Source organism: Mycolicibacterium sp. XJ2546, from assembly GCF_053483195.1.
Map to the genome: position 1 here is coordinate 479,114 of NZ_JBEFRW010000003.1, position 16,369 is coordinate 495,482.

The following is a 16,369-nucleotide window of genomic DNA, read 5'->3' on the forward strand; positions in this document are numbered from 1 at the left end:
CCTGCACAAACTATCGGCTCTGAGGCGCGGTTCCAGGGCCGATATTTACTGTGCGGACATCGTCTTCTCGATACATGACAAAATCCCAGCGCGAACTCAAAGAAATTTTTTTCCACGCCGGTTGCGTTTTAACTAATTGCGACACCGCAATGTACAAACTCTTTGCTTTGAGCAGTCGATAGCTAACCAAGAAGGGACGTAGAACAAGTGGACGCCGTGATGAGGCGCACGGAGCTGCCGGGGGAAGCGGCGACATCGGTCGATCGCACCGCGTTGGATGCACTGGAGCAGGCGTTGGTCAAGGCAGGTGGCGCATCGGCCGGTGACCCCAGCGCCGCGCACCGCAAGGGCTACACCGCGGCACTTCGATTCGCGCGAATCTGTGTCCTCGATCAAATGGCAGTCATTGCATTGGATTTCACGAACGCTTCGCGCAACGGGGAGCGCTGGTCGCAACGTCTGCGCACCAGGACGTTGGCCGCGCTCCGCACGATCTCACAGCGTCTCTCTGAGGCGCTACGCGCGGAGTCTCACGACGATGTGGCAGCGGGCTACCGGGATGGAATCCGCGTAGCGCTGGAACTCACCAGAGAACAGGAGCGCGCTGTGCAACGAGAAGCTCAGTTGCGCAACGCTCAAGGGATAGCCGTCTAGTTACGGCGCAGGGGTGCTCGAGTCGGCACTCATGAGTCGAATGGAGTCTCAGTTGGCAGTCCGGGAGATCGGCTCGTCGCCGATTGTTTTCGGTCAGGCGACAGAGCTATACGAGTCCATGGCCGCGGAGTTCCGCCGCCATGGTGTCAGCGACGGCGAAAGCGCTGAGTCGATCATCGTCATCGTCGATGACGAGCTGATCGATTCGATTGTCGCAGATGGTCATTTCAGCCGCGCGAGACGCCAGGAGAGGGCCAGCGAGAACCAGATCTGCGACTTTGTCACCGACACCGCCATCTCCATCGGAGCCCAGCGGCTGCTGGTGGTCTGCGATGTGCGGTACACCCGCGACGGGAAGCGGGTCCGGGTGGTCGACTGGGTGCGGGACCTGGCGCTCCGGATCAGCTACGAGTGCTCGATGAACGGGGTTCAGGACTTCACCACATCGATGGCGCTCGTGCGTTCCGACGCCGAGGCCGATCGCACGTCACGCGCAGTCGTGGACTGGTACAAGGGGATTCGTCCCGCCGGCGGTTGGTTCTGAACCCCGCCGGTCGGCGTTGAGCCCGAAGTGAGTTTCGGTCCGCGCCATGTCGGGTACCTGGGGGCGTGCAGACGTTCCTGCCCTACTCGGGATTCGACGCGTCGGCGCGCGTGCTCGACCGACGCCGTCTCGGTAAGCAGCGGGTCGAGACCATCCAGATCCTGCGGGGCCTGACGGTGCCGGGCTACGGCTGGCGCCACCATCCGGCCGTTGCCATGTGGGCGGGATACGAGGAGGCCCTGGTGCGTTACGGGCTCGACATCTGCGCGGTGTGGTGCGAGACCGGTGCCTCCGACACATGTGCGTCGACCCTTGCCGCCGATCTGAAGCAGGGCACCGGCCTGACCGAGGTGCGGACCCAACAGGAGTTGGCCAGCGCCGCCGAATTGCCACCCTGGTTGGGCGATACGGAGTTTCATCGCAGCCACCAGTCCTCGCTGGTGCGTAAGGACCCGGACCACTACCGGGTGCACTTCGGCGACGTGCCCGACGATTTGCCGTACGTGTGGCCCAAGTCAGACCGGGAGCGCCGGATCCGCTGACCTGTTGCCGCCCGCGGCCGTGAGCGGGGACAGTGGGGCAAGCGGAGTGTTGGGTTTTCGCGACTTCCGCGCACGGTCCGCTAGCGCGAGTAGAGGAGCAGCTATGACGGCGAAGGTCGATTTCAGCGATGTGCCCTGGAAGTCGGTGGAGTGGACGAACCTATGCACGTTGTACCTGCGGGCATTCGAAAGCCGCTCCCCGCGACCGATTCTGGGGGATACCGCGGCTGCACAGGCGGTCGACCGAATCGATTACGATTGGACCCGAATACATCGTTACGTGCGGCCGGGGCTCAACCAGTACCTGGTTGCCCTGCGCGCCAAACGGCTCGATGACTGGAGCGCTGACTTTCTCGTTCGCCATCCGGATACGGTCGTGCTGCACCTCGGGTGCGGGATGGACACTCGGGCATTTCGGCTTCAACCGCCGGCAACCGTGCAGTGGTTCGACGTGGACCAGCCGCAGGTCATCGCATTGCGACGCAAGCTCTACGACGACGGCGACGGGTATCGAATGATCGGCTCATCGGTGACCGATGAGGGTTGGCTGGACCAGATACCGGCGGACCGACCGGTGCTGATGGTTGCCGAAGGCCTGCTCATGTTTCTGGCCGAAGTCGACGTGCGTGCGCTGCTGTGCCGTATCGCGGGGCGGTTCGACCGCGGCGGCGAGATGGTCTTCGACACGTTGTCACCGCTGGGCCCGCGGGTGTCGAAGCTTCTGCAGGCAGGCATCGTCAAATGGGGCATCCGGAACCCGCGCGAAATTCAGCGGTGGAATCGGCGGCTGCGCTTTGTCGAGCGGGCGTCCACGATCGCCGGATACGAGAAGATTCCGACAACTGGAGCGCGGCTGTCGTACAGGGTGCTGTCCGCGACACCGGTCCGCAATTACACCGTGGTGAACCGGTTCGCGTTCGAAGCCAAGCCGCTCACCGCGCCGTAAATCGTTGCTGCCACTGATCGAGCATGGCGGGAATCTCCTCCAGCAGGAACGTGTAGAAATCTCGCATCTGTGTGAGGCGTCGGCGGGCCGGGCTGCCGTCCTCGGTAGCGGCAATTCCGGCCTCCGCGGCCGCGAGAACCCCCGACAGCACCTCGTTCTGTTTGGTGTATTGCACAGCCCAGGCGTCGTCGCGCAGACGATAGTGATCGCGCCGACTGCCGGGCGCGGGCACGCGTTCCACGACGCCCACGCCGGTAAGCATTTTCAATGCCCCGGAGATACCGCCCGAACTCGCCTGCAGTTGCTCGGCGAGCTCGCCCATCGTCATCGTGGGTTGCTCGGTGAACACCAGCGCCGCAAGAACCCGCGCGGTCATGCGCTGCATCCCATGAGTGGACAGGACAAGGGCCAGCTCCTCGGCAATGGCGCGAGGGTCGGGCGGCTCAGCCACCATGCCTCCCAAAACAGCTTCAGTATTTTCTGAAGATTCAGTATAGTGCAATCGGCGCTCCGGGAAGTCTGGTCGGAACCTGGTTCCTGCTACCCCGGAAGGCATCGCATGCGATCCGTTCTGTCATCGAAACAGGGCAGTCCTACGGCGACTGAGGTGATCAGCGTGCGCGGGCTGACCTTCACGTATCCGAAGTCCGACATTTCGGCGGTCCGCGGAATGGAGTTCACCGTCGACCGGGGGGAGATCTTCGGGTTCCTCGGTCCGAGCGGTGCGGGCAAGTCCACGACGCAGAAGCTGCTCATCGGACTGCTCAGCGGTCACGGTGGCGAGGTGTCCGTGTGGGGGAGGGAGCCCGCAGCCTGGGGGCGCGACTATTACGAGCGCATCGGAGTGTCGTTCGAGTTGCCGAATCACTATCAGAAGCTCAGCGGGCTGGAGAACCTGCGGTTCTTCGCGTCCCTGTACGGCGTCGACACGCTCGACCCGATGCAACTTCTCGATGCGGTCGGGTTGGCCGACGACGCTGACGTTCGAGTCGGCAACTACTCAAAGGGCATGCAGATGCGGCTGACGTTCGCCCGCGCGCTGCTCAACGATCCCGAGTTGCTGTTCCTCGACGAGCCCACATCCGGCCTCGACCCCGTCAACGGGCGAAAAGTCAAAGACATCGTGCTCGACCTGAAGGCACGTGGTCGCACCATCTTTCTCACCACGCATGACATGCGCGTGGCCGACGAGCTCTGTGACCGGGTCGCGTTCGTGGTGGACGGTCGCATCGTTGCCATGGACACCCCGACCGAGCTCAAGATCGCCCGCAGCCAGCGTTGCGTGCGCGTCGAGTACCGGGGACAAGACGGAACGCTCGAGACCGCAGAGTTCGGGATGGACGGCCTGGCCGAGGATTCCGCGTTTCACGCCGTCTTACGAAACCATCATGTGGAGACCATCCACAGCCGGGAGGCGACCCTCGACGACGTGTTCGTCGAAGCCACCGGAAGGCGGCTGACGTGACCCGGCTGGCGAGCGTGTTCCGTCTGGAGCTCACGCTGCAAGTCCGGCAGAAGTTCTTGCACGCGGGGGTGTTCAGCGGCCTCATCTGGCTGGCGGTCTTGCTGCCGTTGCCGCACCGGCTGCGACCGGTATTCGAGCCCTACATTCTGCTGGGCGACATCGCCATCGTCGGATTCTTCTTCATCGGCGGTTCGGTGTTCTTCGAGAAACAGGAGCGGACGGTGGGCGCCATCATCTCCACGCCGCTGCGATTCTGGGAATATCTGACTTCGAAAGTAGCGTTGCTAACCGGTCTTTCGCTGTCGGTGGCGGTGGTGGTGGTTTCGGTGGCACACGGTCTTGACTATCGGCCGATTCCCATGATCGTGGGCGTGATCCTGGGCACCGTTCTGATGCTGCTGGTCGGCTTCATCACCTGCCTACCGTTCTCCTCAGTCGGCGACTGGGTGATATTCGGCACGGTCCCGCTGGCCGTGATGATCGGTCTACCGGTGCTGAGCCTCTCTGGCGTGTGGGCGAATCCGGTGCTGTACGCGATCCCCACCCTCGGTCCGCTGCTACTGCTCGGCGACGCATTCGGACAGCTGACCCTTACGCCGTGGCAGGCGGTGTACGCGGTGGGGTACCCACTGGTGTCCGTGGCGGCGATGTGTGCGGCAGCGAAGTTCTTCTTCGGCAAGTACGTCGTGGCCAGGTCGGGAACATGACCAGCCGGTCCGTGTCGAGACGGGCGGTAGCAGCGTTCGCACGCAACGACATCCGCGGCACCTACCGCGATCCACTGCTGGTGATGGTGGTTGTCGCGCCGGTGATCTGGACCGTCAGCGTCGCCGTCCTCACCCCGATGTTCACCGGGTTGCTCACTGACCGCTACGACTTCGACCTCGTCCCGTACTACCCCTTGGTGCTGACCGCATTTCTGTTGCTGACCAGTGTGATCGTGGCCGGAGGTCTGGCCGCGCTACTGGTGCTCGACGAGGTCGACGCCGGCACCTTGGCCGCGCTTCGGGTGACTCCGGTGCCGTTGTCGATATTCTTCGGCTACCGTGCGGGCACCGTGCTGTTGGTGGCAACGCTCTACGTCGTGTTGACGCTGTCGTTCAGCGGATTGCTCGAACCCGGACTCGTGCCCGCCCTGGTGCCGATCGGACTGCTGGCGGGGCTGTCCGCGATCGTCACGACGCTGTTGATCCTTGCGTTGGCGGGCAACAAGATCCAGGGCATCGCAATGATCCGCGCACTCGGCATGCTAATCGCCGGCCTTCCATGCCTGCCCTGGTTCATCGACTCGGCGTGGGCACTGGCGTTCGGCGTCTTGCCGCCGTTCTGGGCGGCCAAGGCCTTCTGGTCAGCCAGCGAAGGGTCCCTCTGGTGGCCGTACCTTGTCTGCGGCCTCGCCTACAACGCTGCAATCGCCTGGCTGCTCTTCAAGCGCTTTGTCGCCAAGAACACGTGACGACTCTGGCGTCGAAACGCTGAAGCAAAGCGGTCAGGATGTCAGGTCCCGGCGCCGATATCCCGCCATCCCAACCGCAGCGAGGGCAACGGCGATGGTCACCAGCACCCCCAGCGCCGGCCAACCGGGCGCCACCAAAGGCACCGGGCGCACGTGTGCGAAGGGGGACGCCTCTTGTAGCCATCCCGGCGCGTGCATGCTTTCGGAGACGACGTCGAGCAGGAACCCACCGACCACCGGAACAGCGCCGATGGCGGTGACCGCAGATGGTGACCATCCGGTCGCGAGCACTGCCGCGCCCAGCGCCAGAGCAGCGATCGGCGCGGCGTTCAGCGCCCCGGCAAGCGCGTCGGAAAAGGCAAGGGGCGCACCCGTCGCCGCGGCCCCGACCATGATGCCGGCCGCCGCGGCGACGTGGAGAACAAGAACGCCGAATACCACTACCGCGACTTCTGCGCTCAATAGGCCCACGCGAGAAACGGGCGAGGCGAACAACAGCGTGCAGCGCCGTGCCTGCTCGTCGGCCACGAACGCCGAGATTCTGGTGGCGGCGTACATCCCGGTCGCGATGGCGCACAGCGCGAACAGCGCGGCGGCGAACCCCTCTGCAGAGCTAAGGCCGGCAAAGCCGGCGGCGGCGGCCAGTTCGGCGAATCGCGGGTTCTGTTCGAAGAATTCGAGAATGGACGCGATCGTGGCGCCGATCACCACGAAGTACGTCATGATCGCGGCGACCCAGCCCAGCGTTGACCGCAGGGTACGCCGCACTGCAAATCCCGCCACCGAGCCGAGCAGTCTCGTGCGCGGCGCACGGCTCAGCGACACTGACCACAGCCCGCGTCCCACGTCCCGCGATCGTGCGATGGCCATCGCTGTGGCCCCCAACACGATGGGGTAGCAGGCCAGCACCGCAAGCGGAGCGATTCTGTTGTCCGCGAACGGCGCTATTCGGGCGATGAGCCCGAAGGGACTGATCCAAGCCAGTCCGGACAATGCCGCGGACGCGTCGGTGGTCATTCGCACCAGGAGAGCGGCGCCGAGAAACCCCACTGCGGCGCCGACGGCCATCGGCTTGTTGGGCATCAGCTGGCCGGCCACGAATCCGGCCGCAGCGAAGGTCAGTGTCACCCCGAGAAATCCAGCGGCGTAGAGAGTTGCGCCCGATGGGGCGGTCCCGGCGGCCAGCATTGCGGCCCAAACGCCGACGCTGATCACCAGCGCGCCGCCGGCAAGTGTGAGAAAGGAGCTTCGCAGCGCGTCGGAGACACGAAGAGTGCCGGCCAGCAAAAGGTCCCAGTGTCCGGCATCCTCTTCGCCACGAGTGATGCGGACAGCGGCGAGCATGATCCACACGCCGGCCACCACCAGCAGCGGAGTGCCCGTTCGCCAGACAGTGAAGCCGCCCGCGTCGTCGAGTGCCATTGGTGTGCCGAAAAGCACTCGGATGGCCGGGTTTTCAGCCAGTGCACGGAGAGCTTCCGGGCCCAGCGCGTCCTGGAATGTCGACTTGTATTGTGCGGCAACAAGGAACGACATCCCGGCGCATACTGCGAACACGATCACAGTGCCGCGACGAACCTGCCGGATGGCGAGCCTGGTGGTCGCACTTCTCGGCGATGGCCGTGCGGGCGCGGCATGCCTGGCGGCGACCGTTCCCGTGGTCACCGCGACAGCTCGCCGTAGTAGTCGAGGAAGATCTCCTCGAGGTTCGGCTCGCGCATCGCGACGCTGGTGATCTCGACCGCAGCCAGGGCGCGCAGAGCAGAACTCGGCGAGCCGAACATATTGAACCTCAGCCGCTTGTCCCCGAGCCGCTCGACGTCGGTGACTCCCGGAACATCCGCCAGCTGTGGTTCGGCACGCTGATACGACACCTCTACGACGGTTCGGCGCAGTCGTCGAAGGTCGGCGATGGTGTCGATCTCGACGAGCCGGCCGAGGCGCAGGATGGCGACCCGATCACACACCGCCTCCACCTCGGCGAGCTGGTGAGAGCTCAGAAACACCGTCTGGTTCCGCTGTTTGGCCTCGTCGATGCAACGCCGAAACTCCCTTTCCATCAACGGATCCAGGCCGCTGGTGGGTTCATCGAGAATTAGCAACGGGGCCCTGGTGGCGAACGCCGCCACGATCGCCACCTTCTGCCGGTTGCCGGTGGAATAGGCTTTGGCCGGCCGGTCGAGATCCAGCGCGAAGCGTTCGACGAGTTCTGCCCGGTACTCGAGGTCGACCGGTGGGCCCAGATTGGCCATCAACTCCAGGATCTCCGCGCCGGTGAGGAACGGCCAGAGGCTGACGTCGGCAGGCACATACGCCAGACATTCGTGAGCCCGACGGACATCAGCGGCGTCGGTGCCGAGGACGGCGACCCGTCCCGCGTCAGGGCGGATGAGGCCGAGCATCATGCGAATCGTCGTCGACTTCCCGGCCCCGTTCGGACCGAGAAATCCGAACACTTCACCTCGCTGCACGGTCAGGTCGAGGGCACTGACCGCGACGATTCGCCCGAAACGTTTGGTCAGGCCATCGATCTGAACAGCAGGTCGCGATTGCGCACGCGCAGGCGTGGTGGGCAGTCCGTGCATCCGGGTCCCTTTCCTGACGTCGACCATCAACAGCCGACCAGGCTTCCCGGCGCACCTGTCGAGCAATCTACTCGTGAATGTGTCCCGCCGCCAGACAATGGTTCGGGCCGACGGTATTGCGGCCGGGGTCGCAGGCGCTTACGGGCTAGGGGAATCGATGGCGTCGACGGCGCTCTCCATCCGTTCGAGTGCAGCGCGGATCTCGGCCAACGCCTCGCGCAGTTCGGCGGCCGTCTCCGGGGACTGGGTGCCGGCACCCGGTGGGGTGGCTGTATCGGGTGGTCGCTGCGGCGTGGGACCTTCGGCAGGGGGCGACGTGGCCGGCCGGTCCGGAGGCGGTGCCGCCGGCGCACTCGCCGCGTCACCTCCCGGTGCGGTGGCCGCACGTCCGGTTCCTGGCCCGAATACCTGATCGAGTGCCTCGGCGAGCGTCGGTGCATATCCGACGCGCACACCGCCGGCGCCCGGTTCCCGGAAGCTCACCAGTACCCGAGACAGTTGCGGAAACGTCGAGCTGTTGGGGTTGGTCGAAATCCGTTCGGTATACAGCGGTTCCACATATAACACACCGCCGTCGGCGATCGGTAAGGTGAGCAGGTTGCCGTAGTGGATGCGGTTGGAGCGTTCGAGCAGAGTACGTTCCGACGCCACCCGGGTGTCCGAAATCATGGAGTTCTGTATCTGCTGCGGTCCCTGGGTGAGGGTGTCGGTTGGCAACTGCAGCACCGTGATCTTGCCGTAGTTTTCCGGGTCGGAATCCGCCGAAATGTATGCGGACAAGAACTCGCGGTTGTAGCCGACCATCGCAGTGGCGAGTCGGAATGACGGTTGGGTCGTCTCCTCGTCGCCCACGAGAATGTAGAACGGCGGTTGGGTCGGGTTGGCGTCGTTGGTGGGATCGCTGGGAACTGACCAGAATGCATTGGTGGTGAAGAATTCTCGCGGTTCGTCTACGTGGTACTTCGCGAGCAGATCGCGTTGCACCTTGAACATGTCCTCGGGGTACCGGAAATGGGTACGCAGTGCATCTGGGATGTCGCGCTCGGGCGTGACAGTGTCCGGGAAAGCACGCATCCAGGTCTTGAGGACGGGGTCCTCGGTGTCGAACTCATATAGCGTCACGGTGCCGTCGTAGGCGTCGACGACGGCTTTGACCGAATTGCGCGCGTACGCAACTTGTTTGCCGGGACGGACGACCCCGGTGGCCGTGGTGACGGCTCCTTCCAGCGAACTACGCTGAGCGTAGGGATAGTCGTCGAGCGTGGTGTAGGCATCGACGATCCACACGATACGTCCGTCAACCACGGCCGGATAGGAATTCGAGTCGGTCGTCAGCCACGGCGCCACCCGTTGTACCCGTTGTTGCGGATCGCGATGGAAGATGACCTTCGACTCCGAACCGATGGCACGGGAGAACAAGATGTTGCGCTCGGCGAACTTCGCCGCGAATATCGTGCGATTCAGCCAGTTACCGATCGGCACCCCGCCGGCACCGGTGTAGGTGTAGGTCGAAGTGTCGGTGTCGTATTCGCGCGGCGCGGAATCGATGGCACCGCCGACGATCGCGTAGTCCGGCGCTGACCTAGCGATGACCTCACCGAAGTAGATCCGCGGTTGTTCGACGGGTATGACCTGATCGCCGGCGGCTTGCGTCGCGATGTCGCTGACCGCGTAAATCGGGTAACCGCTGTTACTTTCGGCCGCTTCAGCGGCGTCCCCGACCGCGGCGTTCACTCGATTCGCCGGGGCGGCGACGAACCCGTTGCCATGCGTATAGACGGTATGGCGGTTGATCCAGTCGGTCTGGTTCCCGGTCAGGCTGTCCGGCGAGAGCTCCCGAACTCCGACGATGTAGTCCTGGAGTTCACCGTCGATGCGGTAGCGGTCAATATCGAGTTCGTCGGCGAAACTGTAGAAGTTCTTGAGCTGCTGCTGCTGGGTGAAAGTCCGTGACAGTACGTTCGGGTCTAGTAGCCGCACGTTGGCGATGGTGGTGACGTCGGCGGGAATGTCACGTGGATTCTTGGTTCCCACGCCGGGGTACGGGCGGTATTCGAGCTGGTCGTCTTCGAGCTGAAAAGCCTGCCGAGTCGCTTCGATGTTGCGTTGGATGTACGGGCGCTCGACGTCGGCCGCGTTGGGGCGCACGGAGAACTGTTCCATCAACAGTGGCCAGCCTCCACCGACCAGCATCGACGACAGCACCAGCAGCGCGGCGGCCATCGCTGGTATCCGCATGTCGCGCAGGAAGATCGCGGCGAAGAAGGACGCGGCGCACAGCACCGCGATGGCCAACAGCACCAGCCTGGCGGGTAACACCGCATGAATGTCGGTATAACCGGCGCCTCGAAACGTCGGCTCCTTGCGCGAGGAGGTCAGTAAGTCATATCGGTCGAACCAGTAAGCGACGGCTTTGAGCAGGATGAGGATTCCCGCGGGCACTGCCAACTGGACGCGGGCTGCCGCGGTGAGCAAACCTTCGCCGGAGCCAAGCCGCACACCGCCGAACAGGTAGTGCGTCATCAGGTTCGCCGCCAGCGCTAGGCAGACGGCGACGAAAAGCCAGTTCAGCACCGAACGGTAAAACGGGAGGTCGAACACAAAAAACCCGATGTCATGGCCGAATTCGAGATCGGTGACGCCGAACGAACCACCGTGGAGAAACCGCTGAACGGTGGCCCAATTCGTCTGTGCGATCAAGCCTGATATCAGCCCGACGGCGCCGGCGACTCCGAACGCCACCCGCAGCCTCCGACTCATCACCAGGGTGCGATACGCCGCGATCGGGTCGTTCTCGCCTTTGACCGGCGCAAAGACCGGCCGCGACCGGTAGGCGACTGCCATAGCCAGAAGTACGCTGCCGCCCACCACGGCGGCGACCACAGCGAACGTCAGTAGGCGGGTCATCAACACGGTGATCCAGACCCCGCGATATCCCACCTCGCCGTACCACAGCCAGTCGACGTAGAGATCCACAAACCGTGGCCCTACCAGCAAGACGACGACCAGAGCAGCGATACCGATCACCACGAACCGTGAGCGTCTGCTCAGCTGTGGCGGTTTGCGGGGTGGGCGCTTGCCGGACGGGGAATCGCCGGTCGACATCGGCCCCATCGGTACTCCAAACCGAGTGCGTTGTCCGTATTCCAACGGACGGCTTGAACCATCGTGGCCGTATCCGACCGATGATTTCAAGGGCACCGCCCCGCGTCACCGTAATGTCCGGCCTGTGTTGGTCGGTCGGTGGGTGGTTGGCACCTACTGCTGGTGCTAACCGCCCTGCCGGTACGGCGGGGTGCCCGTCGGGCGGCGCATGGTCAGGCGGAGGCTGCTGCGCGCCCAACGCATCGCCGAGCGCTGGGGCGGATAGATCTCGGCGGCTAAGGCGGCTTTACTGCCGCGGTGCAGCATAACCGCTTCGGGGGAGAAGCCACCGTCACGAATTGGGGCGGGCGGCAAGGCCGCCGAGTCCGCGGTCTGCCAACGTGATCCCGCCTCGATGAGCGACTGATGCTTGTTCGGGTAGTAGTCGGCGCGTCCGGACAGGGCCAACCCGCTGGCTCCGGCCGCCGCGGCCAACAGATGCGGGTGAAACCGGGTACTGACCCACATCTGGTTCGCATTGGCAGGCAGGCCGTCGTTCCAGACCGTCGTGAACGGGACGAAGATGGCGCCCGGCAACAGGTGTGCCACCCGGTCGAACACGATGCGGTCCGCGCCGGGAATGCCCTCGATGACCGCGACGTCGTGGCCCGCCACGCCCCAGTTCTCGATGAGCCCGGTGATCGCACGAGCGAGCCCGGCCACGCCCTGGCCGTCTGCAAAATCGTCCATGAGATCGGATTGCAGGCAGAATACGATGGGCCGCCGCGCGGCCTCTGACACGGCGTCGTACACATCGTCCTCGCCGATTCCCAACCATGCGTCGTCGCCGGTGAATGTGTGCGAACCACTCGAACCCGCAAGCGAATCGGCTGACAGCGCGTCACGGACGTCGAACATCGCGAACCGGGACTGCAACTCGCGAAGCAGGTCCAGCCGCTCGCTTTCCCCGACCGGCACCAGCCCTTGACCGGTGGCCAGCGCCCGCCCTCCGGACCGATCGGCCGCCGCGGCGGCCGCGGCCAACAGCGCTACGTGATGCGGCCACACCGTGTTGATATAGCCGCCGCCGACAAGGTGCACGGTGTGGGCGCGGGCGAGTAGCTCGATACCCGAGACGATCCGCGGCATCCGGCCCGGATTCTTGATGACGTCCTGCGCTACGGCAGCGGCTTCGGAAGGAGCAAGGTGGGCGGTCTCGAAGCAGATCCGCCATATCGTGTCGACGAACGTCATCCGCGGATGACTGCCCTGTAAAAGGACGCCGGCTTGGCCGGGGGTGTGGCAGTCGACTACGACATCGGCGTGCGGGCGAACGACGGCAAGGTGGCGCAGCCACGCGCGTAGGATGAACTCATCGCCATAGTTCGGATTGCCGCCCGGCGCAACGAGATAGATCAGTTCTTGGCGATTGCGCGGGCGCGCTGGCGTCACACCTGGCTGAGATGTGGCTGCGCGCACCGGCGACCTCTTCAGTCGAAAACATCATGAATCGAGTGACCCATTTCGTAGCTGGGGCAGATCGATGCCGACCAGACTTCCCGGCGCGCCGCCACAGATGCTAGACGATTGAGTTCAAGCCCACTTGCACAATGAGTGCCCCGGCCAATGCAATAAGGTTGAGGCAGGTGTGCCGGGAAGTCTGGTCGGCGATCATTCGTTGACCCTCGCCAGAGATCGGATTCATCGTGACCGCCAACGCGCCACACCGGCCTCCGCGGCCGACGCTGCTCTCACGCGGGTCGTGGGCGGAAACCAAGCGCATTGCGTCGATCCTGCGCAAGGAGACGGTCGGCGGGGCGATCCTGTTGGTCGCGGCTGCGGTCGCTCTCGTCTGGGCCAACTCGCCGTGGTCGGAGAGCTACTTCGCGCTGCGGGATCTCAAGATCGGTGGCGAACCGTTCGGCCTGCACCTGGACCTCACCGTCGGCACCTGGGCCGCCGATGGATTGCTCGCGCTGTTCTTCTTCGTAGTCGGATTGGAGCTCAAACGCGAGTTCGTGGCCGGCGACCTGCGTGACCCCGCCCGGGCGGCGATGCCGATCGCGGCCGCCGTCGGCGGGATGGTGGCGCCGGCGTTGATCTTCGTCGCGGTGACCGCCCACGTGGGCGACGGCGCCACCCGGGGCTGGGCGATCCCGACCGCAACCGACATCGCCTTTGCCGTCGCAGTGCTGGCGGTCATCTCCACGCATCTGCCGGCGGCGCTCCGCACGTTCCTGTTGACCCTCGCGGTCGTCGACGACCTGCTCGCGGTGTCGGTGATCGCCGTGTTCTACACCGAGAGCATCAACTGGTTGGCGCTAGCGGCGGCTGCGGTACCGCTGGTGTTGTTCGCGGTGTGCGTGCAGCGCCGGATCCGGTCGTGGTGGCTGCTGGTGCCGCTCGCGCTGGCGACCTGGGTGTTGATGCACGAATCGGGCGTGCACGCCACGGTGGCCGGCGTACTGCTGGGCTTCACCGTGCCGGTGATGCGTTCGGCGGCGGGTGGAGGACCCCAGGCCGGGCCCGGTCTCGCCGAGCACTTCGAGCACCGCCTGCGCCCGCTGTCGGCAGGGTTCGCAATTCCGGTATTCGCATTCTTCGCCGCCGGGGTGTACATCGGGGGTGTCGAGGGATTCACCCGGGCGCTGACGGATCCCATCACGCTCGGCATCGTGCTGGGTCTGGTGGTCGGCAAGCCCGTCGGCATCTTCTTGACGACGCGGGTGCTGGCCTCGGTCACCCGAGCCAACCTCGACGAGGCCATCAGGTGGATCGACGTGGTCGGCATCGCCTTGCTGGCCGGCATCGGGTTCACCGTGTCGCTGCTGATCGGGGACCTCGCCTACGGCCTCGGGTCCGAACGTGACGAATTCGTCAAAATCGGCGTCCTGACCGGATCGGTGTGCGCGGCGGTGCTGGCAGCGGTTCTACTGCGGCTGCGCAACCGCCATTACCGGGCTGTGCACGAACAGGAGACCGCCGACGCCGACCACGACGGTGTGCCCGACATCTACCAGGCTCGACAGGACTGATCCCGGCCCCTCTGCGTACACTGACGGAATGCTTGAACAGATCCGCGGTCCCGCTGATCTGCAGCACCTTTCGCAAGCGCAACTAAGCGATCTAGCGCAGGAGATCCGCGATTTCCTGATCCACAAGGTGGCTGCAACCGGCGGGCATCTCGGCCCCAATCTCGGCGTGGTGGAGCTCACCCTGGCCCTGCATCGGGTGTTCGATTCGCCTCATGACCCCATCGTCTTTGACACCGGACATCAGTCCTATGTGCACAAGATGCTGACCGGTCGCAGCCGTGACTTCGAGACGCTGCGCAAGAAGGGCGGGTTGTCGGGCTATCCGTCCCGCGCGGAAAGCGAACACGACTGGGTCGAGTCCAGCCACGCCAGTGCGGCGCTGTCTTACGCCGACGGGTTGGCCAAGGCGTTCGAGATCTCCGGCTACCGCAATCGGCGCGTCGTCGCCGTCGTCGGGGACGGCGCGCTGACCGGCGGGATGTGCTGGGAGGCGCTGAACAACATCGCCGCGGCCCAGCGCCCGATCGTGATCGTCGTCAACGACAACGGCCGCAGCTACGCCCCGACCATCGGCGGCTTCGCTGAGCATCTAGCCCGGCTGCGCCTGCAGCCCGGCTACGAGCGGATGCTCGAGGAGGGCCGCAACGCGGTGCGCCGGGTGCCGGTCATCGGCGAGTTGTGCTATCAGGGCATGCACAGCATCAAGGCGGGGATCAAGGACGCGCTGTCGCCGCAGGAGATGTTCACCGACCTGGGGCTCAAGTACGTCGGTCCGATCGACGGCCATGACGAGAACGCGGTGGAACGGGCGCTGCGCAGCGCGCGGGGCTTCAACGCGCCGGTGGTCGTGCACGTCGTCACCCGCAAGGGCATGGGATATGCGCCCGCGGAGAACGACGAGGCCGACCAGATGCACGCCTGCGGTGTCATCGACCCCGAGACCGGGCTGGCCACGTCGGTGTCCGGACCCGGATGGACCTCGGTGTTTTCCGAAGCCCTGATCGGTTATGCCAGCCGGCACCGCGACATCGTGGCCATCACCGCCGCGATGCCGGGGCCCACGGGGCTGACCCCGTTCCGGCAACGCTTCCCGGACCGGTTCTTCGACGTCGGCATCGCCGAACAGCATGCGATGACCTCGGCCGCCGGTCTGGCGATGGGCGGTATGCACCCGGTGGTCGCGATCTATTCGACGTTCCTGAACCGCGCGTTCGACCAGGTCATGATGGACGTGGCGTTGCACAAGCTGCCGGTGACCATGGTGCTGGACCGCTCCGGGGTCACCGGGGCCGACGGCGCCAGCCACAACGGCATGTGGGATCTGTCCATGCTGGGCATCGTGCCGGGCATCCGGGTGGCCGCGCCGCGCGACGGCACCCGGCTGCGCGAAGAGCTGGGCGAGGCGCTGGACGTCAAGGACGGCCCCACCGCCATTCGCTTTCCCAAAGGTGATGTGGGCGAGGATATTCCGGCGCTCAAGCGGCGTGACGGCGTGGATATTCTCGCGGTGCCCGCCGACGGCCTGGCCGAGGATGTGCTGCTGGTGGCCGTCGGGCCGTTCGCGGCGATGGCGCTGAAGGTCGCCGAGCTGCTGCGTAGCCAGGGCATCGGGGTGACGGTGGTGGATCCGCGCTGGGTGCTGCCGGTGCCCGAGATCATCGCCGAGCTGGCCACCGCGCACAAGCTGGTGGTCACCGTCGAGGACAACGGCGTGCGGGGCGGAATCGGTTCGGCGGTCTCGGCGGCGCTACGTCGCGCCGAGGTCGACGTGCCCTGCCGTGACGTCGGCTTGCCGCAGGAGTTCTTCGAACAGGCGTCGCGCGGCGAGGTGCTCGCCGACGTCGGGCTGACCGACCGCAACATCGCCAGGCAGATCACCGGATGGGTGGCCGCCCAGGGCAGCGCCGTAGCCGAGCACGAGGTCAGCGAGCAGAGCTAGGCCGTTAGCGGGCCGTATCGCGCGAGCGTGCGCGTCTGCACCCGACACCCGAGCATTTGGCCGATTTTGCGCACGCTCGGCGAGCTAGTACCCGCTTCCGACGTCGTCGGGCGCACGTC

14 protein-coding genes are annotated in these 16,369 nt (G+C 65.1%); 9 read left to right on the plus strand and 5 right to left on the minus strand.

Annotation, left to right across the window (positions count from 1 at the left end; genetic code table 11):
- The first annotated feature begins 219 nt into the window (after positions 1–219).
- The 4 genes from ABQE44_RS08775 (at position 220) to ABQE44_RS08790 (ending at position 2,686) form a co-directional block, all read left to right on the plus strand.
- A complete protein-coding gene (locus ABQE44_RS08775; protein WP_448429185.1) occupies positions 220–654 on the plus strand; it encodes a hypothetical protein in 435 nt (144 codons plus the stop codon).
- Between the two features lie 52 nt (positions 655–706).
- Positions 707–1,198 carry a hypothetical protein gene (locus ABQE44_RS08780; protein ID WP_448391114.1) on the plus strand — a complete coding sequence of 164 codons (492 nt, stop codon included), beginning with the start codon at positions 707–709 and terminating at the stop codon, positions 1,196–1,198.
- A 65-nt stretch (positions 1,199–1,263) separates the two neighbouring features.
- Complete coding sequence (locus tag ABQE44_RS08785) at positions 1,264–1,740, plus strand: MSMEG_6728 family protein (RefSeq protein ID WP_448391115.1); 477 nt, start codon at positions 1,264–1,266, stop codon at positions 1,738–1,740.
- Positions 1,741–1,843: 103 nt separating this feature from the next.
- Positions 1,844–2,686 carry a class I SAM-dependent methyltransferase gene (locus tag ABQE44_RS08790; RefSeq protein ID WP_448391117.1) on the plus strand — a complete coding sequence of 281 codons (843 nt, stop codon included), beginning with the start codon at positions 1,844–1,846 and terminating at the stop codon, positions 2,684–2,686.
- On the opposite strand, the gene ABQE44_RS08795 is transcribed toward ABQE44_RS08790, so the two are convergent.
- A complete protein-coding gene (locus tag ABQE44_RS08795) occupies positions 2,673–3,071 on the minus strand; it encodes a GbsR/MarR family transcriptional regulator (RefSeq protein WP_448391381.1) in 399 nt (132 codons plus the stop codon). The two genes, ABQE44_RS08790 and ABQE44_RS08795, sit on opposite strands and share 14 nt — an antisense overlap.
- 174 nt (positions 3,072–3,245) lie before the next feature.
- Between ABQE44_RS08795 and ABQE44_RS08800 the strand changes: the two genes are divergently transcribed.
- From ABQE44_RS08800 to ABQE44_RS08810, 3 genes are read left to right on the plus strand one after another with little or no spacing between them, the layout of a single operon-like run.
- On the plus strand, positions 3,246–4,151 hold the full coding sequence (locus ABQE44_RS08800; protein ID WP_448391118.1) for an ABC transporter ATP-binding protein: 906 nt from the start codon (positions 3,246–3,248) through the stop codon (positions 4,149–4,151).
- Complete coding sequence (locus ABQE44_RS08805) at positions 4,148–4,858, plus strand: fluoroquinolone export ABC transporter permease subunit (protein ID WP_448429187.1); 711 nt, start codon at positions 4,148–4,150, stop codon at positions 4,856–4,858. Before ABQE44_RS08800 ends, ABQE44_RS08805 begins: the two co-directional genes overlap by 4 nt.
- Positions 4,855–5,607, plus strand: coding sequence for an Rv2686c family ABC transporter permease subunit (locus ABQE44_RS08810; RefSeq protein WP_448391120.1), 753 nt, complete (start codon positions 4,855–4,857; stop codon positions 5,605–5,607). Before ABQE44_RS08805 ends, ABQE44_RS08810 begins: the two co-directional genes overlap by 4 nt.
- Positions 5,608–5,640: 33 nt before the next feature.
- Here the strand turns inward: ABQE44_RS08810 and ABQE44_RS08815 are convergent, their stop codons facing one another.
- From ABQE44_RS08815 to ABQE44_RS08830, 4 genes are all read right to left on the minus strand, one after another.
- Positions 5,641–7,272, minus strand: coding sequence for an efflux permease Rv1217c-related protein (locus ABQE44_RS08815; protein ID WP_448429189.1), 1,632 nt, complete (start codon positions 7,270–7,272; stop codon positions 5,641–5,643).
- Positions 7,269–8,192 (minus strand): ABC transporter ATP-binding protein, encoded by a 924-nt coding sequence (locus ABQE44_RS08820; RefSeq protein WP_448429191.1) that lies wholly within the window; start codon positions 8,190–8,192, stop codon positions 7,269–7,271. Before ABQE44_RS08820 ends, ABQE44_RS08815 begins: the two co-directional genes overlap by 4 nt.
- Positions 8,193–8,330: 138 nt before the next feature.
- Positions 8,331–11,297: a UPF0182 family protein gene (locus ABQE44_RS08825; RefSeq protein ID WP_448429246.1), complete on the minus strand. Its 2,967-nt coding sequence runs from the start codon at positions 11,295–11,297 to the stop codon at positions 8,331–8,333.
- Between the two features lie 165 nt (positions 11,298–11,462).
- Complete coding sequence (locus ABQE44_RS08830) at positions 11,463–12,728, minus strand: polysaccharide pyruvyl transferase family protein (protein WP_448429193.1); 1,266 nt, start codon at positions 12,726–12,728, stop codon at positions 11,463–11,465.
- Between the two features lie 242 nt (positions 12,729–12,970).
- Here ABQE44_RS08830 and nhaA point away from each other — a divergent pair, with 242 nt between their 5' ends.
- Both nhaA and dxs read left to right on the plus strand, forming a co-directional pair.
- Positions 12,971–14,311 carry a Na+/H+ antiporter NhaA gene (gene nhaA / locus ABQE44_RS08835; protein ID WP_448429248.1) on the plus strand — a complete coding sequence of 447 codons (1,341 nt, stop codon included), beginning with the start codon at positions 12,971–12,973 and terminating at the stop codon, positions 14,309–14,311.
- A gap of 28 nt (positions 14,312–14,339) precedes the next feature.
- On the plus strand, positions 14,340–16,250 hold the full coding sequence (gene dxs / locus ABQE44_RS08840; protein ID WP_448391126.1) for a 1-deoxy-D-xylulose-5-phosphate synthase: 1,911 nt from the start codon (positions 14,340–14,342) through the stop codon (positions 16,248–16,250).
- The last annotated feature ends 119 nt before the right edge of the window (positions 16,251–16,369 follow it).